The organism is Pigmentiphaga aceris, from assembly GCF_008119665.1.
GTDB classification, from domain to species: Bacteria; Pseudomonadota; Gammaproteobacteria; order Burkholderiales; family Burkholderiaceae_B; genus Pigmentiphaga; species Pigmentiphaga aceris.
Genome location: NZ_CP043046.1, coordinates 4,533,877 through 4,558,084 on the forward strand (window position 1 = coordinate 4,533,877; position 24,208 = coordinate 4,558,084).

A 24,208-nucleotide genomic window follows, 5' to 3' on the forward strand; every position below is an offset into this window, starting at 1 on the left:
GAGAGCAGCATGATGCGCAAATGCTTGGCGGTACTGCTGCTGGCAGTCAGTCTGATCGGTGTTGCTCGTGCAGACGAACGGATTCTGGATTACTTCAGCGATGTGAAGGTCGAGCAGAACGGCGATCTGCTGGTGACCGAAACCATTCGGGTATTCGCAGAGGGCAGATCCATCAAGCGCGGCATTCTGCGCGACTTCCCGACCACCTATCAGAATCGCAATGGCACCACGACCCGGGTGGGGTTCGATGTGCTGGGCGTCAAGCGTGACGGCAGCATTGAGCAGTACGCGGAAAAGTCCATCAGCAACGGTGTGCGCATTCAGATCGGATCGGCGGACACCACCCTGAATCGGGGCGAACACACCTACGAGATCCGCTACCGAACCACGCGCCAGATCGGTTTCTTCGAGAATTTTGACGAGCTGTACTGGAATGCCACTGGCAGCAGCTGGACGTTCCCGATCGATCGCGCCCGCGCACGCATCACCCTGCCCTCGCCAGTCGACATCATTCAGCAGGCCAGCTACACCGGGCCGCAGGGATCTACGGCGAACAACGCGCGGGTCACCAACAAGGCCCCTGGCACGATCAGCTTCGAGACGACGCGCCCGCTGGCAGCAGAAGAAGGCTTGACCGTGGCGGCAGGCTGGGCCAAGGGCCTGATTGCCCCGCCCTCGCAAGCGCAGACCGCGCTGCTGTTCATGCAGGACAATCTGACCACGATCGTGTCGGTAGGCGGCTTCGTGCTGCTGGCGCTGTATTACCTCAACGCTGCCCGCAAGACCCGCCGACGCAGCACGCCTATGGTGGTGCCGCTTTACGAAGCACCAGACGGGCTGACCGCATCGGCCGTGCGTTACATCAGCCGCCAGGCTTATGACCAGCGCACCTTTGTGGTGGGTGTGCTCGAATTGATTTCAATCCGCGCGATGCGCATGCAAAGCACTGAACGCGGGGTTCAGTTCATCCGGCTGCACGACCGAAAACATGGTTTCCCGATGGCGCAGTCGCTGCTGGGCATGCTGACCAAGCTGTTCGGCAAGGAAGAAAAATTCCTGCGTGAAGATGTCTCGGCCGGCTCCCGCTTCGTGGACGCCGAACAGGCGCTAGAAAAGACACTGGAGAAGGAATACCAGGACCGTCTGTTTGCCAAGAACCGGTCAGTGGCAAACCGTGGGGTATTGCTGTGGTTGCTGTACACCGCAGTCTCTATTGGCGCAGCCTGGTGGCATAACCCCGATAACGCAGGCTACGTCAGCTTCAGCCTGCCCTTCGCGATCCCGGCAATTCTGGCGTTCACAGGCCTGTACGGCGCGATGCGGCGTGGCAATGCCAGCTGGAAGGTGGTGTTGTTCACTCTGTTCTTCGTCGGCCCGTTCCTGGCGGGTGGCCTGGTCACCTTGCTGGTGTTCACCCGGCCAACCGGTATCGGTGCGCTGCCTGCGCTGCTGCCCTTCATTCTGTTGCCCGTGGTCGTGCGCGCCTACACCTTCCTGCGCGGCTACACTGAGGAAGGCTATCGGGTCATGGACCAGATCAATGGTCTGAAGCAATACCTGACGCTGGCCGAAAGCCCGCGCCTGCAGGCCCTTGCCACGCCACAGGAAAAGCTCGGCGTCTTTGAAAAATGCCTGCCTTACGCCGTGGCGCTGGATGTAGGCAAGGCCTGGGCGGCCGCATTCGCCGGAGCGTTTACCGGGATTGCAGGCATAGCGGCAATGGATGCCATGCAGCAGATGTATGGCGGCCATGACTTGCTGAGCGGCAATCCGGACCGCGCAGTGCGCGACATGTCCAATGACATTGCCCCGCGTGCGTCCGATCACGATTCCAGTTCCAGCTCCACCAGTTCCTCAGGTGGCAGCGGCGGCTGGAGCAGCAGCGGTGGCAGTTCTTCGTCCAGCGGTTCTTCTGGCGGTGGTTCTTCGGGCGGCGGCGGCGGTGGCGGGGGTGGCTCGGGCTGGTAAGCGTTGCAACGAGACCACTGCCCGCATCGACTGCGCAGTGCCACTCTGCAAAAATGCGAATGATTGCTATCCTCGATTCCGGGCGGCCTTGTGCCGCCCGATTTCGTGTTGACGCATGTCGCATCTCTTGCCTGGTTGGTGTCGTGGTCGTCCGCTATTACCGAGAACTGCTGAACCACTTCGCCAACCGGCTCAGAAACCGGGACGGCGCGGCCGACCTGGTCCAGGAGGCCTACGTGCGTCTGCTGTCCATGCAGCACGCCGGGCAGTCCGTACAGGAGCCCCGCGCCCTGCTGTACAGAACCGCTCATAACCTGATGATCGACCAGCACCGTCATGCCGAGGTACGCGATCATGAAGACATTGATGGTCTGGCTGAATCGGAACAGCCGGCTGCGCCTACCCATCTGCAGCCGGACGAGGCCTATGCTTTTGAGCAACGCGCCCGCGCCATGCACGCGGTCATCGATGCGCTGCCGCCGCGTTGCCGCGAGGCCTTTGTGCTCAATCGTTTTGAAGGCCTGTCGCACCAGGAAGTGGCCGAACACATGGGCATCTCGCGCAACATGGTCGCGCAGCATGTGATTCGCGGCGTGCTGGCCTGCAAGGCGTGTGACGATGCACTGCGCGTTCAGCAGCCGATCTCCGAAGGACAGTCATGAACCGGTCTGCCCGCTTGCCGATACCGGACGAGGATGCGCGTGACACCGCAGCATTCCTGGCGACTCAGGACCCCATCGACACCCAGGCCGCGATGTGGCTGCTGCGCCAGCAAGACGGCTGGTCGACTGAGGACGCAGCCGCGTGCGAGGCGTGGTTGCAGACGGACCCGGCACACCGCCGCGCGTTCGATCGTCTGCGTGACGTCTGTCAAACCCTGGCGCAGTTGCCGGCTGATCGCGTCGGTCAATTGCGCAAGCAGATCGCGCCCCCTGCGGTGCGGGTGTCGCCCCGGCCTGTTGGCGTGCGTCGCCAGGTGTCGCCGAAGCGACGCGCCCTGCCCTATGCGCTGGCAGCCCTGGGGCTGGTGGCCATAGTGGGCGGCGGTGGCTGGCTGCGCTGGTCTCATCTGCAAAACCAGCCGATCTTTGTCGAAACCTACGCCACCGCGCGCGGGCAACAGCTATCCGTCACCTTGCCCGACGGCAGCAGCCTGCAACTCGACACGGCAACCACCACGGCAGTCAGCCTGTATCGCCATCGACGCGAAGTGCGGCTGCTTGAGGGACAGGCCTTGTTCACCGTCACCCCTGACGCGGCTAAGCCCTTCGAGGTAGATGCCGGACCGCTGCGCGCTACCGTCGTCGGTACCCGTTTTTCGGTGCGCCATACCCATGCAGGGCTGGGCGGTGACGGGGTCACCGTGACCGTCGATGAAGGCCGTGTCCACGTCAGTTCACGCGCCGATACGGCGGATGGAAAGGCGCAACCGATGGTGGCACTGAACGCGGACGAGTCAGTGCACAGTGACGCGGCCGGTCGGCTCGGCCCCAGGCAGGCCTTACCTGCACGTACTGCGATGCTGTGGCGCGAAGGCCGTGTCAACCTGAACAACGTGCCGCTGTCGCAAGCCTTGGCGGAGTTCGAACGTTACGGCGACACCCGATTGCGTCTGGACCCGGCAGTAGCCGGCCTGCGCATCAGTGGCAGCTTCGAACTCGAACAGGCCGGTGCCTTTGCCAAGGCCCTGCCCCGGGTGCTGCCGGTTCGCCTGCGCGCACGCGAGGGCGCGACGGAGATCGTGCCGGCGAATTAAGCCGACGGTGCGGGCTGCGGGCCTGGACTCGATGATTCAGGCCCCGGGACGAATCCCCCCAGACATCCCCCAAAAAATAAATTCGCAAGCGACCTCAACTGTTTGCGTCGTGATCCGTCTTCATTGGTAGTGATTCTTATTTCTACCCGGAGATCTTCCTCGATGAACCCTCGCGCGTGTGTTGTGCCTGTCGTGTCTGCAGCAGTTGCCTGCCTTGCCGTGTTTGCCGCCCCGTCGCAGGCCCAGACCGTGGCCAGCTTCGAGATTTCGTTGTCGGCACAGCCGCTGGGCGACGCGTTGAACGAACTGGCACGCCAGACCCGGCTGCAGCTGATCGTCCGCCCCGAGCTGGTGGCAGGCAAGACCACCGCTGCGGTCTCGGGCAGACTGACGGCCAGACAGGCACTGGATCGCGTGCTTGCCGGCAGTGGCCTGACCGCGTCGCTGGACGGCGGCACCGCCATCATCTCGGCAGCACCCGCCGCGCTGTCGGGCGGACGCGTGCTCTCGGAAGTCGTGGTCACCGGTTCGGGCAAGGAGCCGATCAACGTATCGCCGCCGGGATACATTGCCCTGCGCGGTGCCACCGCTACCAAGACCGACACGCCGCTGACCGAAATCCCGCAGTCGATCTCGGTCATTACCCGCGACCAGATGGAAGTCCAGGCAATCCAGACGGTGGAGCAATCGCTGCGCTACACGGCCGGCGTACTGACCGAGATCACCGGATACGACCTGCGATACGCCAGCCTGAACATCCGGGGCTTTGACGCCTCGCTTTACCGTGACGGGCTGCGCCTGTTCAGAACGGGCACCTACGGCGACTGGCTTGCCGACCCGCAGGGCATCGAACGCGTCGAAGTGCTGAAAGGCCCGTCCGCCATGCTTTACGGCCAGGGTGGGCCGGGCGGTCTGGTGAACCAGGTATCCAAGCGCCCAGTCGCGGAAGCGATCAACGACGTGGGTTTGTCGGTGGGCAACCATCAGCGCTATCAGACCAACTTCGACTTCGGCCGTGCTATCAATCAGGACGCGACCGTGATGTTTCGTGTGAACGGTCTGGTGCGCGACAGCAAAACCCAGACGGATCATTCTCAGGACAACCGTGTCTTCATCGCGCCTTCGCTGACCTGGAAGCTCACCGACGACACCACCCTGACCTTGCTTGCCGACCACACCCGCGACCGCATGACGCCCAAGAGCTGGTGGCCGAACCAGTCGCTGCTGCTGAATTACGCAGAAGGCCGAATTCCTGTCGATCGCTTTGCGGGCGAACCTGACTTCGATCGTTATGACCGCGACATGAGTTCAGCAGGCTACCTGCTGGAACACCGCGTCGACAACAGCCTGGTACTGCGCCAGAACCTGCGCCATGCACGCTACGACCTGGACTATCAGCACGTCTACGCCACCGCCATGGGGCGCGACAACCGCACGGCAACGCGCGCCTCGCTGATCTCGAATTCGAGCAGCCGCGCCACCACGGTCGATACCCATCTGCAGAAGAACTTCGGCACCGGTCCGCTGCAACACCAGGTATTGGTGGGTGTCGACTACCAGGACTTCTCGGGCGTGGAGAACATCGGCTTCGGCACCGCACCGTCGCTGGACGTATTCAACCCGGTCTATGGCCGTAGCTTCGTCAGGCCGGTTACCACGCGCAACACTGCCGAGCTGAGCCAGTTCGGTGTCTACATCCAAGACCAGATCAAAATCGATCGCTGGATCATCAATGCCGGTTTGCGACACGATCGGGCAGATACCGAACGCGGCGCAGGTACTGCGACCGCCAGCGCGAAAGACAGCAAGAACAGCGGTAGCGCCGGTGTGCTCTATCGCTTCGACAGCGGCTTTTCGCCCTATGTCAGTTACGCCACCTCGTTCGCACCGGTGGTCGGCACCAACTACGGCAGTGCCCCGAAGCCAGAGACCGCCAAACAGGTGGAACTGGGCCTGAAGTACCAGCCGCCTGGCAGTGACAGCTTCATGACCGCGTCCTTGTTCGACATGAGCAAACAGAACGTGACGACGGTTGATGCAGGCAACCCGCTGCTGCGTACGCAAACCGGCGAAGTACGCTCGCGTGGCCTGGAACTTGAGGCCAAGACACGCATCGGCCAAGGTCTGGACCTGATTGCAAGCTACACCTGGCTCGATGCCTGGGTGTCAAAGAGCAACGATGCCGCCGAACTTGGCAAGCGCCCATTCCAGACGGCTCGCAACACCGCCAAGCTGTGGGTCGACTACGCCTTCCAGCACGAAGCGATGCGCGGCTGGGGAATTGGCGGTGGCGTCCGACGCGTGGGTCCGACCGTGGCCGACACCTACAACCGCTACTTCAACGAGGGCTATACCTTGTTCGATGCCGCGCTTCACTACAACCGCGGCAACCTGCGCTTCGCGCTCAACGTGGCGAACCTGACAGACAGAGTCACCACGGCCAACCGCGCCCAGTTCTACGGTCAGGATCGAACCATCACGGCGACGGTTGGTTATCGGTGGTAACACACGGGCGATGACGCTTGGGCAATGACGTTCGGGCAATGACGCCCAGTCCCGATGCTGGCCGGCGCATGTCGGCTCGGGCTGGCAGCAGCCCGGCAGTCCCGCGTTTGGCGGGCTTGATGCCCCATGTCTTGATGCCCCATGTTTTGATGCCCCATGACCTTGTGCCCATAACCAGATAATAAAAACGTATTTAACGCAGGCGCATTCGGCTCCTACACTTCGCGGTCCTTATATGTCGCCGTCGCGCGCAAGGACCCGCCTGCGAATGCCCTGGCCCGACGCGTCAACAAGCGGCTGTGACGCGATCATGGCTGCCTACTATCTGTTTCCATGACATCAACGCACACGCTCGACACTTTGTTGCTCATCTTGCGCGACAGTGCCATTGCTCGCGACAAGCAAGGCGGGCACGCCGCCCAGGAAAAACAGCTGCTGCGCGAAGCGGGCCTGCTGGCCTGCGCCATTCCCACCATTCACGGTGGCGACGGAAGGTCCTGGCATGACACCCTGGCCATCATCCGCCGCATTGCCACGGTAGACAGCGCCCTGGCGCATCTGGTTGCCTTCCACGCATTGCAGGTTGCCACGGTTCTGATCTTCGGCAGCGACACCCAGAAACACAAATGGCTGGATCGCAGCAGCCGTGAAAACGGCTGGTGGGGCAACGCCCTGAACCCGCTCGACAGACGGCTGGATGCGCGCCGGGTCGAGGGCGGCTATGTGCTGAACGGGGCCAAGCGCTTCTGCTCGGGGGCCACCGGATCGTCCTACCTGACGATTTCGGCAGACTACGCGCCCACAGGTGAGGTGTTGCTGTTCGTCGCCGACACGCAGCAGGCGGGCATTCGGGTGCTGGACGACTGGAATGCCATCGGTCAGCGCCAGACCGACAGTGGCACCGTGGAATTCACGAATGTGTTCGTGCCCACGGAAGACGTGCTGCGCGGGGAAGGTTTTGCGCCGCAACCCTGGCACAGCGTCCGCGCGCCGGTTGCACAGCTGATTCTGGTCAATCTCTATGCTGGCATCGCGGCGGGGGCACTGGAAGAAGCGCGTCGTTATTCGCTGGAAAAAGCACGCCCCTGGTTGTTTTCGGATGTTCAGCAAGCAAGCGAAGACCCCTACCGATTGCTGCGTATTGGCGAGATGCATGTCCACAGTGCGACCGCCGCCGTGATGGCAGACCGAGGTGCCCAGTTGCTGGACCAGAGCTGGCAGCAAGGCTTGGCCTTGAGCGCAGTGCAACGGCAGGAAACCGCTCTGGCGGTGGCCGAGGCAAAGGTCATTGCACACCGCGCAAGCCTGTACAACGGCCAGGCACTGTTTGACGCAGCCGGTGCCAGCGCCGCGCACGCCGGACTGGGACTGGACCGCTTCTGGCGCAACGCACGCACCCACACCTTGCACGATCCGCTGGATTACAAGCTGCGCGCACTGGGCGATTGGGAGTTGACGGGCAGCATGCCGGTCAACCTGTACAGCTGAAGCCAGGAACGTCAGGACACAAGCTCCTGGCAAACGAAAGAGATTGCCGAGTAAAACCCTGAATCCTGAAATTAGGTTTTGATGCACTTTGCTGGCCTGGTGCGCCAGATTGCCCGCGTTTCAGCGCTAGGATGAATCAACTTCATCTGGGAACGCAGGCAATCATGGCTTCACGTACGATTTCCAACACCACTTCGACCAAGGCTTCGACACTTCTTCGTTCGACCACCTTGGCGCTGGCCATTGCAGGGTCGTTGATCCAGGCAAGCGCGTTTGCGCAAGCAGCGCGCACACCCGCCGCCCCCGCGACCGCACCCGCCAAGGGCGAAAAGGTATCGCTGCTGGCGGGAAAACTCAGCTTCTCGCTTCCGTCCGGTTTCGTCGGCAACAAGCTGCCCCCCGGGTCTGCCACGGACGGAGCCGCAGGCGCAACCGGCACCATCTATGTCAATCAGGCGCTGCAGCAAGTTGTCCTGAACACCGAGGCCCCGGTGCCGGGCGGTACGCGCGTTCAGGACAACGATGCAAAATTCCTGGACGGTGCCACAACGAGTTTTGTTGAACAGCAGCGCGCCGCCCTGCCCGACTATCAGCGGCTTGGGGAAAAATCCATGACCATCAAGGGTGTGGGCCTGCGTCAGCTCGATGCCATTGGCACCTTTGGCGGCACACCTACACGCAGCACCATGCTGGTGGCCGGTTCGGGCAACACCATGGCGCTTATCCGCATCATGTCAAAGGCCGATGACGCCGCCAGCCACAACGTGCTGGTATCTACCGTGATCGACAATATCAAGTCGGGCCGCTGATCAAAGCGGGGGCAGTTGGCACAGCAAACCTTGGGGCTCAGTGCGCCGTGGGTCGCTGACTGCTCCCGGTCCACGCAGCAGTTTGCTAGCATGGACCTTCCCACCCACTCTGCCGGCGGCGCATGTCTTCGCGTACCTTGAGGTCGATCACGTTCAGCATTGCCATGACAAAAATCGCGCTGCGGCTGGCGCTGACGTCCGGACTCGTGCTCTTGCCCGCGTATGCAAGCGCAAATGCGTCCCGCACTGAACAAACCGTGCTGTCCGGCGATACCGTCACAGGCAAGATCACACGCAGCGTGCCGCCCGCCGCCGAATCGGCACCGCAAGCACCTTCTGTGGCCACTGCGCCCGCGCCCAAGCCTGTGGTCGAGCGCGCCTCACTGCTGAAAGGCAAAATAGGATTCCGCCTGCCGGCCGGGTTTGTTGGCTCCCAATTGCCGCCCGGTGCACGCATGGGCAATGCTGACGTCAAGGGAACCGTCTACGGCGACCCGACGCACAAGCAACTGATCATCGCAGCGGAATGGCGTACGCCAAGTGGTGTACGCGTCAAAGATGACGACCACGTATTTCTGGAACGCGCGCGGGCCGATTACATCGCGCAAATGCAGAAATCCCTGCCCGATTACGAAATCATCGGCGACAAGGCGCTGCGTATAAAAGGCATCGGGATTCGTCAGACCGAAGGCATTTCGACCTTCGGTCAGGTCCGCACGCTCAGCACCAGTTTGTTGGCAGCGTCGGGCACCACCCAGGCGGTGGTGCGGATCATTTCGCGCGCCGACGATGGCCGCAGTCATGAAGCCTTGGTAGCCAATGTGTTGCAGGCCATGCGCGCTACCAGATAGGTCGGCAGCTCTTCACGAAGGTAAACGCGCTGGCCGTTTGTGAAAACCGCGCGTGAAAACGGTTTATCGACGCCTTGCTTCAAAGTCCTCACCGTCGTTCATCATTGCTGTCCGCACCGGCTTTTCACATCACCGGCCAGCGCTTATCTGCCGCGCTGGAACACCTGAGCGCGCTGCTCCATCAAACCTTCCGGGCGAATGAACTCGGCCACCAACGCACTTGCCGGGTGATGGTGCACGTTGTAGGGCGTGTCCCATTGCGCCAGCCGGCCCGCATGCATCACGCCGATCCGATCGGCAATGGCAAAGGCCTCTGCCTGATTGTGGGTGACCAGCAATGCGGTATGGCCGGTCTGCTTCAGGATGTCGCGTACCTCGAAAGCCAGACGCTCGCGGGTATCGATATCCAGGTTTGAGAACGGCTCGTCAAGCAACAGCAGGTCGGGGGCCGGGGCCAGCGCACGAGCCAGCGCCACGCGCTGTTGCTGGCCACCAGACAGCTCATGCGGATAGTTGTCGGCCGATGCCGCCAGGCCAACCAGTTCCAGCATTTCCGTTACGCGCTGTGCGCGTGCGCCAGACGCCTGCCGGCGCAGACCGAAGCCCACATTGCCGGCCACGGTCAGGTGCGGGAACAGGGCGTAGTCCTGAAACATCATGCCTACCCGGCGACGTTCCGGCGCCAGGTGCTCCGAAGCGGAGGACAGCAGCGTGTCGTCCAACGCAATACTGCCCTGGCGCACCGGCTCGAAACCGGCGATGGCACGCAGCACCGTCGTCTTGCCACAACCCGACGCACCCAGCAGGCAACCAATATCGCCCGTACCCAGCGACAAGGAAAGATCGTCGACCACGGTGCGTCGGCCGGTCGGCGTGTCGTAGGCCAGGCCCAGGCTCTGGATCGATAGCGTTGCGGTCATGGCGTTCTCGTTACAGCGGGGTTGTCAGTAGGATGATCGGCGGACTGGGCGGAAACATTGCCAGGCGCATCAGCGACAGCAGCGGTGGCTTGCCCGGCAGGCGTGGTTGGCTGCGGAGCAAAGGCCTGAACAGCGGACGGCACGGTTGACGGCACAGTTGATGACACCACAGGATTGGAGAATTTTCGCGTGGCCTGCCAGTCGGTACGCGCCAGCAAAATGACCGGCAGCAGTCCCGCCACCACAATCCCCAATGCCGCCAACGCGCCCTCTTCGTAGGTACCCCGAGCCGCCTCGGCATATAGCATGGTCGCCAGCGTGTCGAAGTTGACCGGGCGCAGCAGCAGCACGGCCGGCAGTTCCTTCATTGCATCGACAAACACCAGCAACGCACTGGCGGCCAATGCCGGACGCAGCAAGGGCGCATGCACGCGCCACAAGGTGCCGGTGCCCGTTTCGCCCAGCAGGCGCGACGCTTGCTCCAGCGACACTGGAATGCGTGTCAGGCCGGATTCGATGCCGCCGACGGAAATTGCCAGGAAACGCACGCAGTATGCGCACACCAGGCCAGCCATCGAGCCCATCAGAATCAAGCCAGTCGACACGCCGAAGAAGGTCTCGATGGCTGCCCCCAAGGCCTTGTCGAACCACGCAAAGGGCGCAAGCAGCCCGATCGCCAACACAGTGCCGGGAATCACATAACCCAGGCTGGCCACCCGCGCCAGGCTACGCGGCGTGAAACCACCACCTTCACGTACCGAACGCGCCGACCACGCCACGATCAAGCCGGCAGCCACGGTCACCACCGTGGCAGTGCCGGCAAGCGCCAGGGTATTGAGTGCACTCGCGGTCAACTGCGCGGAAATCTCACCCACCAGGTTCAGGCGCTTGACCGTTTCCACCACCAGATAAGCGGCGGGCAACACAAAGCCGATTACTACCGGCAAGCTGCCGAGCAACAAGGCAATGCCAGCGGCTGCGCCACGCAAGCGGCGCGGGCTCATCGGCCGCATGCGCTGGGTATTGGCGTAACGCTGACGCTTGCGGCCATGCCGTTCAAGCAAGATCAACCCCACCGCCAGAATCAGCATCGACAAGGCAATCTGCGCAGCCCCCGCCAGGTCGGACCGGGTTACCCAGGTGGTGTAGACCGATACCGTCAGCGTCTGTACGCCCAGGAATTCCGAGGCCCCAACATCGTTCAAGGCTTCCAGCAAGGCCAGGCTGGTACCCACCGCAATGGCTGGCCGCGCCAGCGGCAATGCCACGCGGAAGAACACTTCAATACGACCGGCACCCAAGGTCCGCCCGGCTTCCAGCAGATTTGCGGCCTGCGTGGAGAACATCACGCGGGTGCTCAGATAGACATAGGGATACAGCACAAAGCCAAGCACGAAGATCGCACCGGGCAGCGATCGCAGGTCTGGCAGACGGAACTGGCGAGGGCTGTCATAGCCCAGCAGATCGCGGATCAGCGTTTGAATCGGTCCGATCGGGTGCAGCAGATCCAGATAGGCAAAGGCAATGATGTAGCTGGGCACGGCCAGCGGCAACAGCAAGGCCCACGCAACCGTCCGCCGCCCGGGAAAATCAAAGGCAGTCACCAGCCATGCACTACCAGTGCCCAGACAGACCACCAGTACGCCCACGCCCCCCAGCAGCAGCAAGGTGTTCTTGGCCGAGTTCGGCAGGACGTAGTCCAGCAGGTGCGTCCAGTGCGCAAGGTCTGCACCGGTTGCGTGAACGATCAGCGAGAACACCGGCGCAAGCACGATCAATGCGATCAACGCAGCACCGATCAACCAGATTTTGCCCACCGGCGCATGCCGGATCGGAAACAGGAAATTGCGTAAACCCATCTAGTGCCAAGAAAAACGAGCGGGGCGGCATGTAGCCGCCCCGAGGGACAATCAATTGCTCACGACGCCCGCAAGAAAGCCTTGCGGGGCGCGCGTGACACGTGATCAGTTGTCGAAACCGACCTTGTCGACCAGTTGGCTGGCCTGCTTGCGGTGCTTGGCGATCTCGGTCAAGGCCAAGGCGTCGACGTTCATCTTGCCGAAGCTTTCCACGATCGGGTCGAGCTTCACGCCACGACGCACCGGGTATTCATAGTTCGCGCCTGCGTACATGGCCTGCGCCTGCGGCGACACCAGGTATTCAAGCAGCTTCGTTGCGCCAGCCTTGTTGGGTGCAAACTTCGCCAGCGATGCACCGCTGACGTTCACGTGCGTACCCGAATTCTTGGGATTGGCGAAGGTCGGACGGATCACCTGGATCGCATCGCCCCACTTGCGCGCGTCAGTACCGGCAGCAGCGCTCTTCATCTGACCAGCGTAATAAGCGTTGGCGATGCCGATATCGCAGATGCCACCCAGGATGTCACGCGCCACATCACGGTCACCGCCCGTGGCCTTGCGTGCCAGATTGGTCTTGACTGCGCGCAACCAGGTTTCGGTCGCTTCGACGCCGTCGTGTGCGATCTTGGCCGCGATCAGGCCGGTATTGTAAGGATGCTGGCCTGCGCGAATGCACAGCTTGCCGCGCCACTTGGAATCCGCCAGTTCTTCATAGGTGAAGCTGGTGATCTTCAGGCTCTTGTCGGCGTACAACACACGATCACGCAGCGACAGCGCGAACCACTGGCCATCGGCGGCACGCAGATTGGCCGGGATCACCTTTTCCAGCTCGGCCGACTTCAAAGGCTGCGTCACGCCGCCTTCGACCAGGTCGATCATGTTGCCGATGTCAACCGTCATCAAGATGTCGGCAGGCGACTTGTTGCCTTCTGCCTTGACGCGCTCCAGCAAACCGTCTTTCACGAAGACCGTATTGACCTTGATGCCGCTTTCACGCGTGAACGCGTCGAGCAAAGGCTGAATCAGCTTGGCTTCACGGGTCGTATACAGATTCACTGCATCTGCCGCCAGCGCCTGGCTGCCGATACCGGCCAATGCGGAAAGGGTGACGATGCGGAGCAGGGAAAGCGTGGGTTTGCGAAGAGTCATTGCGAGTCCGAAGAGAAAAGGACAGTGGCGCGGTGCACGATGCAAAAGCACAAGGCACCCGTCGAAGATCAGTGCAGGATGGGAATGATTCACATCACGATCATCCAGGCGCGCCCACTCTACGTCACTTTTCGCCGCAATTGGCAAACTACTTACAAAATTCTGAAGCCATCAGGGTTTGCCCTGAAATCAGTTCGGCTGGCGTGGAACATGGCACCACGCCGCTGAAGAACCGATCAGACCTGGTCCCACATGCCCGCGCGATGGAAAATTTCCATGGGGCGAGGCACCGGTGGCGGGGGCGGCCATCCCCCGTTCAGCAGGCATTGCGCAACCAGCACGCTATCAACCAGATCGGCCGGCTCGAAAGGCTTGCGCAGCAGGCCCAATGCGGCGTCTTGATGCTCAGGTGCAACGCCATCGGCGGTGCTTACGAAGACGGCGGGCAGACCATGACGGCCATGCAACTGGCGCGCAAGCTCGATCCCGGCACGCTGTCCACCGAACTCCACGGCGACCAGGGCAAGCTCCAGATTCTCGCTGGATGCCCACTGGAAAGCCTCGTCCGAGTTCAGTGCCGGGCCAAAGACCTCGTGTCCTTCGGCTTCCAGCGTGGCCACTGCCTGATAGGCGTGGGCGGGGTCGTCTTCTACGATCAAAATGCGCATTGCGGTGCCTGCACGTGAATAAATCTGGTTTGCCGTGAATGCACAGCCTCTTGAAGCGCCACCGCCAAGACCCCTGTCTTCAGGGGCTTCCATGCATGGTCCATACATGGGGTCGGCCGTTTTTCCGCCCCGATCATAACTGATGACGCTTACATTTATACGCACTTTCCAGGTCGAACACGTGACAGCAGCACTTACGTAAAATTGCGCTTTTGCTCGGAAACACGACCCATGTTTCTCATTTCCTGGTGCCGACGGTTGACCGGAGCCACGCTGCTTGTGATGGCGGGTGCGGGCACGGCCGCCACGCCGTTGAGCCAGCCGCCAAGCTCGGTGTATCGCCCCATCAAAGACTGGACGCTGGTCTGCGACAACACCCGGTACTGCGAAGCCAAGGGCTTGGTGGAAGGCAACCACGCCACCATGCGAATCGAGCGGGAAGCAGGCCCGAATACCCCCATCAATCTGGTGATCGACGCGTTGGGCGAGCTGCACCCAGACTTGCTGCGCGTCGATGACAAGCCAAGCGTGCTGCAGACCCTGCCCTGGCACATCGGGGGCCGACGCGACCTGAGCGAAACCCAGCTTAGTCTGTCGCGCGACAACGCAAAACGCGCGTTGGCGGCAATGATTGAAGCCAACAAGTTATCGCTGGGCGCATCTGCACAGAACGCGACCATCTCCTTGATCGGGCTGAAGGCCGTGCTCTTGTCGATGGATGAATTGCAGGGTCGGCTGGACACCCCTGGTGCATTGGTCCGTACCGGACCTCTATCCGAAAACCGCGTCGCACGAAGCGTCCCCCTGCCCTATCTGCCCGTTCGCACGACAGTTGCCACGGCTATCCCGCAGGGTTTCCTCGCCACCGTTCGCACAGCGCGCAGCGCTGCCATTGCAAGCGAATGCGAACAGGACCTGCAAAAGCCTAACGACGAAGCGAAATCCTTGAGCGCCAAAGAAGTGCTGGTGTTCCTGGAATGCCGGCGCGGTGCGTATCAAAGCCAGTACCTGTCCTATCGCGTCAACCGCGACAAACCGCAGGAAGTACAAGGCCTGGTACTGCCCGTGATGGCAGGCATCGACAAGCGCTTCGAGAAAGTGTTGTCGCAGCCAGAATGGGATCTCGACACCGGCACCTTGACCGTGGGAGCCAAAGGCCGGGGCGTTGCCGACTGCGGATACTGGGCAAAGTGGCGCTTCGACGGCGACGCCTTCGTGATGGCCGAGTTTCACGAGCAGCGCATATGCGCAGGCCGGCCCTGGGACTGGCCAGCGCTGTATCGCAGCAAGGCAAGCAAGGATTAGGAAGGGTGCGCCTTTGTCCTTGTCTGATCAGAAGAACTGGTTGGCGGGCCGTGCAAGCCCAAGATGATCGCGCAAGGTCGTGCCTGAATATTCGCGACGGAACAGACCCCGTCGCTGAAGCTCGGGCACTACCCGGCCCACGACATCATCCAGGCCACCCGGCAGCCACGGGAACATCACGTTGAAGCCGTCCGAGCCTTCTTCCAACAGCCAACGCTCCATGTCATCGGCAATTGACTTGGGCGTACCCACAAAGGCCAGACCGGAATAACTCCCCGCCTTCTGCGCCAACTGGCGGATCGTCAGATTGCCCTCGCGCGCCAAGTTCAACATGCGCTCGCGCTGGCTCTTGCTGGCATTGGTTTCCGGGATCTCCGGCAACGGACCGTCTGGATCGAAACCCGACACGTCATAACCCAGCGCACTGTTCAACGACCCAATCCCGCTGTCGTAATGCACCAGGCTGTCCAGCTGCGCGCGCTTGGCCTGGGCCTCTTCCACGCTATCGCCCACCACCACCAGCAATGCCGGCAATATCTTCAGCGCAGCCGGGTCACGACCGACCGTACGCATGCGCTGCTTGATATCCGCATAGAACCGCTTGGCCCCGTCCAGCGACGCCTCCGCCCCGAAGATCACCTCGGCAGTTTCCGCCGCCAGCTGACGTCCCGGCTCAGACGCCCCCGCCTGCACGATCACTGGCCAACCCTGCACCGGTCGCGCAATATTCAGCGGCCCGCGCACCGACAGGTTCGGCCCCTTGTGATTCAGCACATGCATGCGCGACGGATCAAAGTACACGCCCTGATCGACATCACGCACAAACGCGTCGTCCGCGAAGCTGTCCCACAGCCCCGTCACCACGTCATAGAACTCCCGCGCGCGCACATAACGTGCATCGTGATCCATCTGGCTCTCGTAGCCAAAATTCAGCGCCGCATCCGGATTCGCCGTGGTCACGATATTCCAGCCCGCCCTGCCCCCACTGATGTGGTCCAAAGACGCAAAACGCCGGGCGATGTGATACGGCTCATCGAAGGTGGTGGACGCCGTCGCCACCAGACCAATGCGCTCGGTAGCACCCGCCAGCGCCGACAACAACGTAAAGGGCTCGAAAGAAGTCACCGTATGACTACGCTTCAAGGCATTGACCGGCATGTCCAACACCGCCAGATGGTCTGCCATGAAAAATGCGTCGAACTTTGCGGCTTCGAGCTTGCGCGCGAAGTCTCGCAGGTGCTGGAAGTTGAAGTTGGCGTCTGGGTAGGCACCGGGAAAGCGCCAGGCACCGGTGTGGATGGCCACCGGGCGCATGAAGGCACCCAGGTGCAATTGGCGTGCTGATTCCATATTGATCCTTGAAAGCGGCAGTCGATTAGCGCCAAGCGCGGCGACGATGCATGCAACCTTACAAGATCAAAATGGACAGACGGGGGAAAGGCTTGTCGGGGAAGGGGATTTGCAGAAGGGGGTTTGCAGAAGAACTACGACATGACGTGGGCCGGCAAGCACCCCGCAAGCACTGCCTCAAGTTCGCCAACATAGGCCAACAGCACATTGTGCTGCGTCATCAGCGCAAGCGCGGCGTCGGCGTTTCGCAGCGCAAGGATGTCGGCAAGCGTATCGACAGTCGGCCGTAGCGGCATGGCTGCGATGCACGGCACGGGCACAGGGATCTTCACCTCTACTGTGCGAACAACCGCTTCTGGCGGCGTGGGCACGGCCGTACATCCCACGCTACAGACCAGCACGAGCAGCATCAAAGGTCGCATCGCAAGTCTCCGGGCGGGTGGTCTGGATAATGGTGTGCAGCACGCGATTGCGTTCCAGCAATTCTCGTGTCGCACGCTGCGCCACCGACAAGGCATCGGCAGCTTTTTGCTGGCGCAAGTGCGCCTCGGCCTGCCATTGTTCAAGCGCGTGGTTCTGCGCGTCGATGCTGGATTGCAAGGTCGCCACATTGCCCTGAAGCGTCACGCGATCGACGTTTACGACAGCAAGCTCGCGCAGGGCATCGTCACGCTGCTGGCGCGCTTCATTGCGCTGTCCGGCAAGCCACACGCACAAGGCCAACATCAGCAGGCTCACCACCAGAATGAGCTTGGACAAGAGCGTCACTCCCCTGCCCCCGCACAACGCGCATACAGCGTGGCCAGTATCTCGGCATACGCAACGGGATCATCACCCGCACCGAGTTCCGGCAAGGGCGGACACGGCACATTCGCCGCGCACCCCGCCAACAGAAAAGATAAAAAAGCGGCCCTCATGGTTGCCCCTCCGCAATCGCACGATTGGTCCGCTCGATTGCCGCATTGAGCGCCTCGCGCGCCGACTCCGGCACATTCGGCCGTGACGACACCGCCGCCGCCGTCGCCCCCGCCACCTGTGCCGCAGCCGCGGCCTGGCGCGACGCACGCACCGAGGTCTTGGCCGCCGACTCCGAGGTTCGCGCAGCCGTATTCGCAGACGCCGTCAGTTCCTCCAGCCGCACCGACATCCACGCCAATTGATCCTCCTTGCTATTGAGCAAGGCATCGGTCGTCGCTTGCAGACGACCGATCTCCGCCTGATGGTCCGCACGCTGCAACGCGAGCACATCATCCGCTCTCAACGCAGCCGAATACCCGGCCAGCCCGCCACCGCCAGCGATCAACACCAACAGCAAAAAGCCCTCGACCACATGCGCAACGCGACGAAACCGATCGCCATGCCCATGCAGCCAATCAAGAATGTTGGGCATGCTTGAGCACATCCATAAGTTGAGCGATCTGCGCCTCCAGCGCACGAACGCGGTCCTGCAGCAAACGCACCTGGTCGGTCAGCGTCTCGACCCGAACCTGCTGCGCCCCCTGCTCCTTCACCGCCTCATTGCGTTCCTTGAACGCATCATCGGCCCGTTGGTTCGCCGTCTTCAGCGCATCCCTGAGATCCTTGATCGTGTCATCCTTATCATCGAGCAGCTTGTAAAGCTGATCGAAAGAACCGACCGCCCCGGCCGCTTCCGCGTCCGCCACACGGTCGTTACGCCAAACCTTACGAAATGCCCAGACGGCGCTGGCGATAGCAGTGGCAATCCCACCCAACACGCCCCCCGCCGCACCAAGCGCCTGCCAGTCATCCGGTGTTTGCATCTACATCTCCATGGTTCCTCCGGCACGCAGGTAAAAGCCCTGCAAAGTGGCAATGCTGTGCTCATACTGGCCATATCCGGCGCCAGGAAGACTGGCCCAGATATTCCGGCACTTGCTGATTGCCAAAGTGAAACGACCCGCGAGGATGTCGTCGACCGCCCGCCGCTCCTTGATCTGCTGGAGAGCGATGCGGTCCTGGTTGATGGGGGAAAAGTCTTTCAGGTTCAACTGCTTGCTGTAGGCGTCCCAATACCTGGCCAAGAGTTGGTAGCGACCTGCTGCGGTGGACTTGATGCCCAGACGCGGCAGGTCGACCAATACTCGGGGGTGGGATGCGTAGCTGGTGAAGCGAGTGCGGCCAACGATCTGGTCGTAGCCGTCATCGCGGGTTGTGGGGGAGTTGGAGGTGCCTTCGGAGAAGGCGAGTGTGTCGAGGAAGGGGAGGAGGTTGGGGCCGCCTGCTTCAACGGACGTGACGCGCGGCATGGAATCTCCGAGCGAAAAAAAACCGCCATGTGGCGGTTCCGGAAGTTAGTGGAGCTTTTTTGGGACGTCGAACTGGGTTCACGTGCGTAGCCACCATCTGGTCAATGCGAAAAGCGGCGCCAGCAGCCATGTCAACAGCCTGGCAACGATCAATACAGCCGAATACGGCACGTATGGCAGCACACCTGAAGGTCAACGCAAGACGATTCACGTGGGTAACTCCAGCGCAGGAAGGATTGCGATCAGTGCGGCTTCGGTCGGCTCCAGGGCACGACCAGCCTGTACCTCGCCCAGATACCAGTAGCACTTGGCCCAAACCAGACTACGCCACTTGCGAAACGCCTGGCCCTCGGCCTGAAACAGTGGCACGGCCGGCTCGTCGGCGTAGGTGATGGCGGTCTTGATGTCGTCGTATCGGCGGACTTGCGCAGCGGCATCAAGATGCCCCTGAACGAAATTGGTAAGGGCCTTCACGCGGTTGTCGAACGTAGGGGCCACTGCGGCCTGGGCAGCGCGGTGTGCGACATCTTCTTCGGGTGCCATGTCCAGCAACACCCCATCGATTATGTGCTTAAGAGTCATTTGCGATATCCATAGGTGACGACGCGGGAAAGATTGCCAAGATTGCCCGAGGACATTTTTAGGGTGAGCCCTCGAATATCTGCCAAGGCCAGCGCCGCTATGCCTGCCGCGGAGTAGGGGCCGGGAGTCGCCCCCGCACTGTTGTTCACAATACCCTGCGCCGTGAATGCGGCCTGCCCACCAGCATTCAATGTGACCGCGATACGGCCGCTGATCCAGCGTGTCCCGTCCGTTGTAGTGACGCCAGGAGAGATTTGAAACATCGAGGTATTTACGGTGGAGTTGTCCAGCCGGCCACCCTGATAACTTTCTCTGGCGAAACTGTAGATGGAGGTTGTTACGTCACCCGAGCTATTCCTGAACGTCATACACGGAGTCGCGCTCGCGCTTGATCCGTACAGCCCGTCGAAGTGCACCTCGAGGCGCGTCAACTCCGGGTCGTCAAAGCCGGTGGTAAAAGCCACAGACGCCACATTGCCGATGTTGGAGACGTCTCCTAGCTTGATTACTGCGGCCAGACCGAGGACCTTGATGTTCGTGCCGGTCGCATAAAAACGGACTTTTTCGCCAGGATATAGACGAAGCGTTGTCGCGCTCCCCGATTGAGTCAGAAAGGGTTTTCCGGTCGGCGCGGCGAATATCGCCGCACCTGTACCGGATACGTCGATCTGTACGTCGCACCACCACCCATTCGGGTGAGCTTCTGAGGAACCCATAGCACTCATCGCACCAGGGGCGAACACAAGCGTCGCGCCGTGGTCGCTGCCCAGAACAGCCGCTGCGGGAGTCACGCGTGAGGTTAGCGGCTCCCAAAGTGTCCAGTTGCCGGTGGTGCGGCTGCGGGTCCACCCCATTCCTGTGTTGGAGTTATAGACCTCTTGCAAAATGTCGCTGCCGCGAAGCGACACTCGGATAAAAAGCCCCGCAGATGAAACCGGAGCATTTGCCGCTGCAACGCTGTTCGAGTACACACCCGGGTTCGTCGCAGAGTTGAGATCTGTGACGTAGGGCGTCTGCGCCGTCACTTGCGATTGACTCTGGCCCTGCCAAGCATTCCATGTTCCGGCGCTATCCGGGTAAGTGGGATAACCAGTCCGAATCCAAAGGCCGCCCGCCATCGATGACACTTGCTGAGCAACGATATCGCCAATCGCAGGACTCCCGCTGTACTCGCGGACGACGTCAATAAGGTAAAAGCCAGAACCCCTGCTCTCCGGAGCGTCCACGGCGGCCGTTTGTCCCGAATAGGTACCCGCCGTTACGACCGAACCAAAGGTGAAGCCAGACGCCAGAGGTGTGCGCCCGCCCCCGCCAGAGGGCTTCGCGTTCACTTCGTTGAGCGCCTTGACGATATCGGTCTTGTCGGTCGTTGTGAGAGTTGTCAGATTGCCAATGGCCTTCAGCGCAAAGTCGTCTTGGAGAAAGACGCCCGCGCCGTCACACCACACCAGACGACGACCCTGCGCTGGGATAACGATGGATCCAGCGCTGGCGCTTTTGACAGCGACGCTAAATCCGCCCGTGGTTGCGTTAAAAATCGACCAATTCCCCTGGGCTGCGGGCAAGGTTACAACGACGCTGGCCGTGAGAGCACCGGTGAACGTAAGGCTGGAGCACTCGGTCTGCGCCTGAGTGAGCGTCACGTCGCCCGTCAGGGCCACCACCCCTTGATTTTTGGTGAGGCGGCGCACGTACTGCGTGTTTGCGATACGAAAGCCAACGTCGCCAGGATCGGCGGTCTGTACCGCTACATTGCCGACGTTACGCATATCGAGGAGCGCCCCGATCATCGCCACATTTCCGCCGCCATTCGACCCGTTCCCGCCGCTGGCAATCATGCGGAAATCGTAGTCGACGGTGCTAGCCCCTGAGTGCCAATCGATGTACGGGGTGGTGGCCAGACCGCGGGTTGCGCCCAGCTCGATATTCGCGGCCCCGTTGGTACGTGGGTTAAGGACTAGCATTCCGCTGTCGAGGTTCAGCGCTGCCGCGATCGCAACGCTTCCTGTGGCGCGATCGATGTACAGAGCCTGGCCAAGATATACGCCGGTATCCGAAAAGCGGGTGATGGCGAGGTTGCTGCCCGAGTTCGCGCCCGCCTCGGGTGTGGCCGTCATACCGACACGCCAGCGCGAGCTGTTACCCGTCGTCAGCGCTACCAACCTCTCTGCGCCTGCCGCGCCATTCACAATAAGCGCGCCGTTAGTCTTGACCGAGTCCGCGGTGACGCTGCCGCCCTCTCCCATGTCGTCGTAGCTGCCGGTAAAAGCGACGGGTGCCAGAGTTTCGCTCAAGGCCTCGACCTCAGTAGCAGCGGTACCCGCTGGGTCTGCGCCAACGTTGTCAGGACCGAGCGGCACATCACCATTTTCGCCAGGCGCGACCCCAGCGACGGTTTTTACTTGACCAGCAGCGGATAGTGCCTCTTGCAGGCCGGGGATATCGTCGATGCCAAGCGAAACATTGCCCTCGACGTCCAGAACGTTGTTCACGCTTTTAACCGTACCCGTGCCTTGGCCGTCTGCGCCCGGCGCACCGCGAACGTTGATCGCCATGGCTGGATCGGACACCACCCCAGTTTCTGCCAGGTAGCCAGTTGCAGGAGGCGTGCCGCGCCCCCCGGCCCACGAGGTAATACGCAGGACGCGTCGATTGCCGTCGATGGCCAACGCCACGGTCGGCGTCCAGCCATTACCGTATGCCTCGACGCTTGCCAGAATCGTTGCGGCAGACTGCGCATTTACCTCGGCTCTGTTGGCCGCGACAAGCGCCTCCGAAGCCCCTTGAATAGCCTCGTCTTTAGCCGTCAACACCACAGCCCGGTCACCCGCGACAACCTGCGTTGACTCTCTGACTTCTTCCGCATTCTCTGCCGTAGCGACACGGTCGGCGGCAACGATAGCGGCATTCACTGCTGTTTCATTGGCTTTCCCCGTAGCGACATCTGCTGCCGTTGCTGCATCCACTTTAGACGCCGCCGCTGCGATGCGATCGGCTGCCGTGGCCGCAGCATCCAGAGAGGATGATTCGCTGGACGCGCTCGCCTCTTGCGCCTTTGTCGCGGCGACGCTTGCCGCTGTCGCGGCATCGACCGCGGAGGCCGCAGCTGCATCTTTGGCCGTGGTAGCAGCAAGGCGGTCTGCCTGCGTGGCTGCTGCGCTAGCCTGGGCCTTGGAAACCTCCAAGCCGATGCTGCTGAGCGCAGACGATAGCTCGGTATTCACGGCCTGGACGCCAGCTGAGATTTGACCCGCCAAGTCTGCAGCGCCATCGTCGATCTGCTCGGATAGTGCCGCAGTTCCATTAGCCACGATCTGGGCGACAGCCACGCGGTCTGCCGCTGTCGAGCCGGCTGCAGCCTGCGCGAGAGTCCTGGCCTCAGACGCCTCGGCTGCAGTGTCTTCAACCGCTTGGCGGGTAAGCTCGACCTGCACGGCTTTTTCGGTTGCATTGATACCGGCTGCTACCGCAGTTGCGCGCGCCTGCTCCGCATCGTTGCGATAAACGAGTGTTGCATCCCGAGCATCTTCTGCTTGGCGGACCGCATCCACTGCACCGCTGATTGCACTCTGCGCAGCTTCGTCCAGCTCATTAAGCTTCCGTATAGCATCAGGCCCGCGCATACCTGTAGAAAAACGTCCCATTACCACCCCTGAATAGAAATTTTCTTGGAGTAGGAAAGCGTGCGTGCGGCGATAACGCCGCCGGCAGCGAGCCCTCCGTAGATCATGTGGTCTTGTTCGAGCAGCGCATCGGTGTCCCCGGGAAATACGCTGACGAATACCTTGCGACCACCGCTCGTGCCACGCATGATCTGCATGACACGTGCGCGGTCTCGCGCATCAAGCCATTCCAGATCGAGCTCCATTTCGTCGTACTGCGGACCACGATCGGTACGAAGGTCACCAGAATCCGCACGATCGGACGTACTCATGTCGGCGATGTTGACTGCCAAACCGTATGAGGCGTTATGCTCGGGTTCCCAGTAAGCCCCTGCCACAATGCGTGCGCAGTCGATATAACCAGCGGGGTTTTCAGGATCAGACAGTTCAATCTCCACACGACGAGCAGCTACATGTTCAAACCACACTGCCGTCTTGCTTGCGCCGCCATATGCAAATGCGTTTGCATTAAGCGGTTCGGTCCAGTCCCAAAGTTCCAGCAGCGCGCCCGGGCATGCATAAACGAGTCCGGTGTCAACCAGCAATTCGCCAGCTGTATCTGCGTCGTAAAGTCGAGCGCGGATAGTTGCCATGGGCGACAAGTTGGTCGCAGGCAATGAAATAGCACCAACACTTTCAAGGTTGGGCCACATCAACGTATATGTCACGGCACTGCCAGATGCCCTGTGCACAGAACCTTTGATATCAGTCTGCATATGGACTGCGATGGATGCCCCCGCAGTAGAACTTGCGGTAATTACGGCGCGGTCGGCAGCGTTATCATGAACCAGACGTAGATTAGGCATCAAAAGATTCCTGTTCAGGAATAATCGGCACCAGTGAAACACCCAGGTAAAGGAGTTGTTCGTTAAATGCCGATAGCACGTCCGGTGTGAGGTCTGCGGCAATGGCAGGCATTTGCTGCTGAATCGGATAGCCAATTTGCTGCCCGGCCGCATCGGTCATTAACTGCACGGATGTCATCAACACATTAAAGGGTTGACCGCCGCCCTGCAGGCTATTGGGAATAGATATCTGAAGCCCAGCGAGTATGGTTTGGCGTTGCATA

At 61.3% G+C, this 24,208-nt stretch carries 21 protein-coding genes and 1 pseudogene; 8 read left to right on the top strand and 14 right to left on the bottom strand.

Annotation, left to right across the window (positions count from 1 at the left end):
* Nucleotides 1–9 precede the first annotated feature (9 nt).
* The 7 genes from FXN63_RS19670 to FXN63_RS19700 all read left to right on the top strand — a co-directional run bounded on the left by FXN63_RS19670 (nucleotide 10) and on the right by FXN63_RS19700 (nucleotide 9,377).
* Nucleotides 10–1,968: a DUF2207 domain-containing protein gene (locus FXN63_RS19670; RefSeq protein ID WP_148816853.1), complete on the top strand. Its 1,959-nt coding sequence runs from the start codon at nucleotides 10–12 to the stop codon at nucleotides 1,966–1,968.
* A gap of 59 nt (nucleotides 1,969–2,027) precedes the next feature.
* Nucleotides 2,028–2,630 carry a sigma-70 family RNA polymerase sigma factor gene (locus tag FXN63_RS19675; protein ID WP_342791194.1) on the top strand — a complete coding sequence of 201 codons (603 nt, stop codon included), beginning with the start codon at nucleotides 2,028–2,030 and terminating at the stop codon, nucleotides 2,628–2,630.
* Nucleotides 2,627–3,724, top strand: a complete 1,098-nt coding sequence (locus FXN63_RS19680; protein WP_246164903.1) for a FecR family protein — start codon at nucleotides 2,627–2,629, stop codon at nucleotides 3,722–3,724. The genes FXN63_RS19675 and FXN63_RS19680 overlap by 4 nt, the downstream gene beginning before the upstream one ends.
* A 192-nt stretch (nucleotides 3,725–3,916) precedes the next feature.
* Nucleotides 3,917–6,229, top strand: coding sequence for a TonB-dependent siderophore receptor (locus FXN63_RS19685; protein ID WP_187394955.1), 2,313 nt, complete (start codon nucleotides 3,917–3,919; stop codon nucleotides 6,227–6,229).
* Between the two features lie 333 nt (nucleotides 6,230–6,562).
* On the top strand, nucleotides 6,563–7,717 hold the full coding sequence (locus tag FXN63_RS19690; protein WP_148816855.1) for an acyl-CoA dehydrogenase family protein: 1,155 nt from the start codon (nucleotides 6,563–6,565) through the stop codon (nucleotides 7,715–7,717).
* A gap of 164 nt (nucleotides 7,718–7,881) precedes the next feature.
* Nucleotides 7,882–8,526: a DcrB/PsbP domain-containing protein gene (locus FXN63_RS19695; protein WP_148816856.1), complete on the top strand. Its 645-nt coding sequence runs from the start codon at nucleotides 7,882–7,884 to the stop codon at nucleotides 8,524–8,526.
* A 122-nt stretch (nucleotides 8,527–8,648) separates the two neighbouring features.
* The gene (locus FXN63_RS19700) at nucleotides 8,649–9,377 is read left to right on the top strand and encodes a DcrB/PsbP domain-containing protein (RefSeq protein WP_148816857.1); all 729 of its coding nucleotides are present in this window, start codon (nucleotides 8,649–8,651) and stop codon (nucleotides 9,375–9,377) included.
* A gap of 143 nt (nucleotides 9,378–9,520) precedes the next feature.
* Here FXN63_RS19700 and FXN63_RS19705 read toward each other — a convergent pair whose 3' ends face one another.
* The 4 genes and pseudogenes from FXN63_RS19705 to FXN63_RS19720 all read right to left on the bottom strand — a co-directional run bounded on the left by FXN63_RS19705 (nucleotide 9,521) and on the right by FXN63_RS19720 (nucleotide 13,973).
* Nucleotides 9,521–10,297: an ABC transporter ATP-binding protein gene (locus FXN63_RS19705; RefSeq protein WP_148816858.1), complete on the bottom strand. Its 777-nt coding sequence runs from the start codon at nucleotides 10,295–10,297 to the stop codon at nucleotides 9,521–9,523.
* A gap of 200 nt (nucleotides 10,298–10,497) precedes the next feature.
* A pseudogene (locus tag FXN63_RS19710) lies at nucleotides 10,498–12,156 on the bottom strand (ABC transporter permease); the annotation flags it as partial.
* Between the two features lie 105 nt (nucleotides 12,157–12,261).
* Nucleotides 12,262–13,305: an extracellular solute-binding protein gene (locus FXN63_RS19715; RefSeq protein ID WP_148816860.1), complete on the bottom strand. Its 1,044-nt coding sequence runs from the start codon at nucleotides 13,303–13,305 to the stop codon at nucleotides 12,262–12,264.
* A 236-nt stretch (nucleotides 13,306–13,541) separates the two neighbouring features.
* Nucleotides 13,542–13,973, bottom strand: a complete 432-nt coding sequence (locus FXN63_RS19720; RefSeq protein ID WP_187394956.1) for a response regulator — start codon at nucleotides 13,971–13,973, stop codon at nucleotides 13,542–13,544.
* Nucleotides 13,974–14,204: 231 nt separating this feature from the next.
* Here FXN63_RS19720 and FXN63_RS19725 point away from each other — a divergent pair, with 231 nt between their 5' ends.
* Nucleotides 14,205–15,278, top strand: coding sequence for a DUF1176 domain-containing protein (locus FXN63_RS19725; protein WP_148816862.1), 1,074 nt, complete (start codon nucleotides 14,205–14,207; stop codon nucleotides 15,276–15,278).
* Nucleotides 15,279–15,305: 27 nt separating this feature from the next.
* On the opposite strand, the gene FXN63_RS19730 is transcribed toward FXN63_RS19725, so the two are convergent.
* The 10 genes from FXN63_RS19730 to FXN63_RS19775 form a co-directional block, all read right to left on the bottom strand.
* Nucleotides 15,306–16,628: an LLM class flavin-dependent oxidoreductase gene (locus tag FXN63_RS19730; protein ID WP_148816863.1), complete on the bottom strand. Its 1,323-nt coding sequence runs from the start codon at nucleotides 16,626–16,628 to the stop codon at nucleotides 15,306–15,308.
* A 134-nt stretch (nucleotides 16,629–16,762) separates the two neighbouring features.
* The gene (locus FXN63_RS19735) at nucleotides 16,763–17,050 is read right to left on the bottom strand and encodes a hypothetical protein (protein WP_148816864.1); all 288 of its coding nucleotides are present in this window, start codon (nucleotides 17,048–17,050) and stop codon (nucleotides 16,763–16,765) included.
* On the bottom strand, nucleotides 17,016–17,387 hold the full coding sequence (locus FXN63_RS19740; protein WP_148816865.1) for a hypothetical protein: 372 nt from the start codon (nucleotides 17,385–17,387) through the stop codon (nucleotides 17,016–17,018). The genes FXN63_RS19735 and FXN63_RS19740 overlap by 35 nt, the downstream gene beginning before the upstream one ends.
* Before the next feature lie 154 nt (nucleotides 17,388–17,541).
* Complete coding sequence (locus tag FXN63_RS19745) at nucleotides 17,542–18,018, bottom strand: hypothetical protein (RefSeq protein WP_148816866.1); 477 nt, start codon at nucleotides 18,016–18,018, stop codon at nucleotides 17,542–17,544.
* Complete coding sequence (locus tag FXN63_RS19750; protein WP_148816867.1) at nucleotides 18,002–18,409, bottom strand: hypothetical protein; 408 nt, start codon at nucleotides 18,407–18,409, stop codon at nucleotides 18,002–18,004. Before FXN63_RS19750 ends, FXN63_RS19745 begins: the two co-directional genes overlap by 17 nt.
* On the bottom strand, nucleotides 18,410–18,895 hold the full coding sequence (locus FXN63_RS19755; protein WP_148816868.1) for a glycoside hydrolase family 24 protein: 486 nt from the start codon (nucleotides 18,893–18,895) through the stop codon (nucleotides 18,410–18,412).
* Nucleotides 18,896–19,102: 207 nt separating this feature from the next.
* Nucleotides 19,103–19,477: a hypothetical protein gene (locus FXN63_RS19760; protein WP_148816869.1), complete on the bottom strand. Its 375-nt coding sequence runs from the start codon at nucleotides 19,475–19,477 to the stop codon at nucleotides 19,103–19,105.
* Nucleotides 19,474–23,121, bottom strand: coding sequence for a pyocin knob domain-containing protein (locus FXN63_RS19765; protein WP_148816870.1), 3,648 nt, complete (start codon nucleotides 23,119–23,121; stop codon nucleotides 19,474–19,476). The genes FXN63_RS19760 and FXN63_RS19765 overlap by 4 nt, the downstream gene beginning before the upstream one ends.
* Nucleotides 23,121–23,945, bottom strand: a complete 825-nt coding sequence (locus FXN63_RS19770) for a hypothetical protein (protein WP_148816871.1) — start codon at nucleotides 23,943–23,945, stop codon at nucleotides 23,121–23,123. Before FXN63_RS19770 ends, FXN63_RS19765 begins: the two co-directional genes overlap by 1 nt.
* The gene (locus tag FXN63_RS19775) at nucleotides 23,938–24,207 is read right to left on the bottom strand and encodes a hypothetical protein (protein ID WP_148816872.1); all 270 of its coding nucleotides are present in this window, start codon (nucleotides 24,205–24,207) and stop codon (nucleotides 23,938–23,940) included. Before FXN63_RS19775 ends, FXN63_RS19770 begins: the two co-directional genes overlap by 8 nt.
* Nucleotide 24,208 lies beyond the last annotated feature (1 nt).

Bases quoted from the DNA above. Each gene is read 5' to 3' on its own strand.
- FXN63_RS19735 (WP_148816864.1), bottom strand. From the start codon at position 17,050: ATGCGACCTTTGATGCTGCTCGTGCTGGTCTGTAGCGTGGGATGTACG.
- FXN63_RS19765 (WP_148816870.1), bottom strand. From the start codon at position 23,121: ATGGGACGTTTTTCTACAGGTATGCGCGGGCCTGATGCTATACGGAAG.
- FXN63_RS19725 (WP_148816862.1), top strand. From the start codon at position 14,205: ATGTTTCTCATTTCCTGGTGCCGACGGTTGACCGGAGCCACGCTGCTT.
- FXN63_RS19770 (WP_148816871.1), bottom strand. From the start codon at position 23,945: ATGCCTAATCTACGTCTGGTTCATGATAACGCTGCCGACCGCGCCGTA.
- FXN63_RS19705 (WP_148816858.1), bottom strand. From the start codon at position 10,297: ATGACCGCAACGCTATCGATCCAGAGCCTGGGCCTGGCCTACGACACG.
- FXN63_RS19775 (WP_148816872.1), bottom strand. From the start codon at position 24,207: ATGCAACGCCAAACCATACTCGCTGGGCTTCAGATATCTATTCCCAAT.
- FXN63_RS19745 (WP_148816866.1), bottom strand. From the start codon at position 18,018: ATGCCCAACATTCTTGATTGGCTGCATGGGCATGGCGATCGGTTTCGT.
- FXN63_RS19755 (WP_148816868.1), bottom strand. From the start codon at position 18,895: ATGCCGCGCGTCACGTCCGTTGAAGCAGGCGGCCCCAACCTCCTCCCC.
- FXN63_RS19720 (WP_187394956.1), bottom strand. From the start codon at position 13,973: ATGCGCATTTTGATCGTAGAAGACGACCCCGCCCACGCCTATCAGGCA.
- FXN63_RS19730 (WP_148816863.1), bottom strand. From the start codon at position 16,628: ATGGAATCAGCACGCCAATTGCACCTGGGTGCCTTCATGCGCCCGGTG.
- FXN63_RS19695 (WP_148816856.1), top strand. From the start codon at position 7,882: ATGGCTTCACGTACGATTTCCAACACCACTTCGACCAAGGCTTCGACA.
- FXN63_RS19670 (WP_148816853.1), top strand. From the start codon at position 10: ATGATGCGCAAATGCTTGGCGGTACTGCTGCTGGCAGTCAGTCTGATC.
- FXN63_RS19690 (WP_148816855.1), top strand. From the start codon at position 6,563: ATGACATCAACGCACACGCTCGACACTTTGTTGCTCATCTTGCGCGAC.
- FXN63_RS19675 (WP_342791194.1), top strand. From the start codon at position 2,028: ATGATTGCTATCCTCGATTCCGGGCGGCCTTGTGCCGCCCGATTTCGT.
- FXN63_RS19680 (WP_246164903.1), top strand. From the start codon at position 2,627: ATGAACCGGTCTGCCCGCTTGCCGATACCGGACGAGGATGCGCGTGAC.
- FXN63_RS19700 (WP_148816857.1), top strand. From the start codon at position 8,649: ATGTCTTCGCGTACCTTGAGGTCGATCACGTTCAGCATTGCCATGACA.
- FXN63_RS19750 (WP_148816867.1), bottom strand. From the start codon at position 18,409: ATGCAAACACCGGATGACTGGCAGGCGCTTGGTGCGGCGGGGGGCGTG.
- FXN63_RS19715 (WP_148816860.1), bottom strand. From the start codon at position 13,305: ATGACTCTTCGCAAACCCACGCTTTCCCTGCTCCGCATCGTCACCCTT.
- FXN63_RS19760 (WP_148816869.1), bottom strand. From the start codon at position 19,477: ATGACTCTTAAGCACATAATCGATGGGGTGTTGCTGGACATGGCACCC.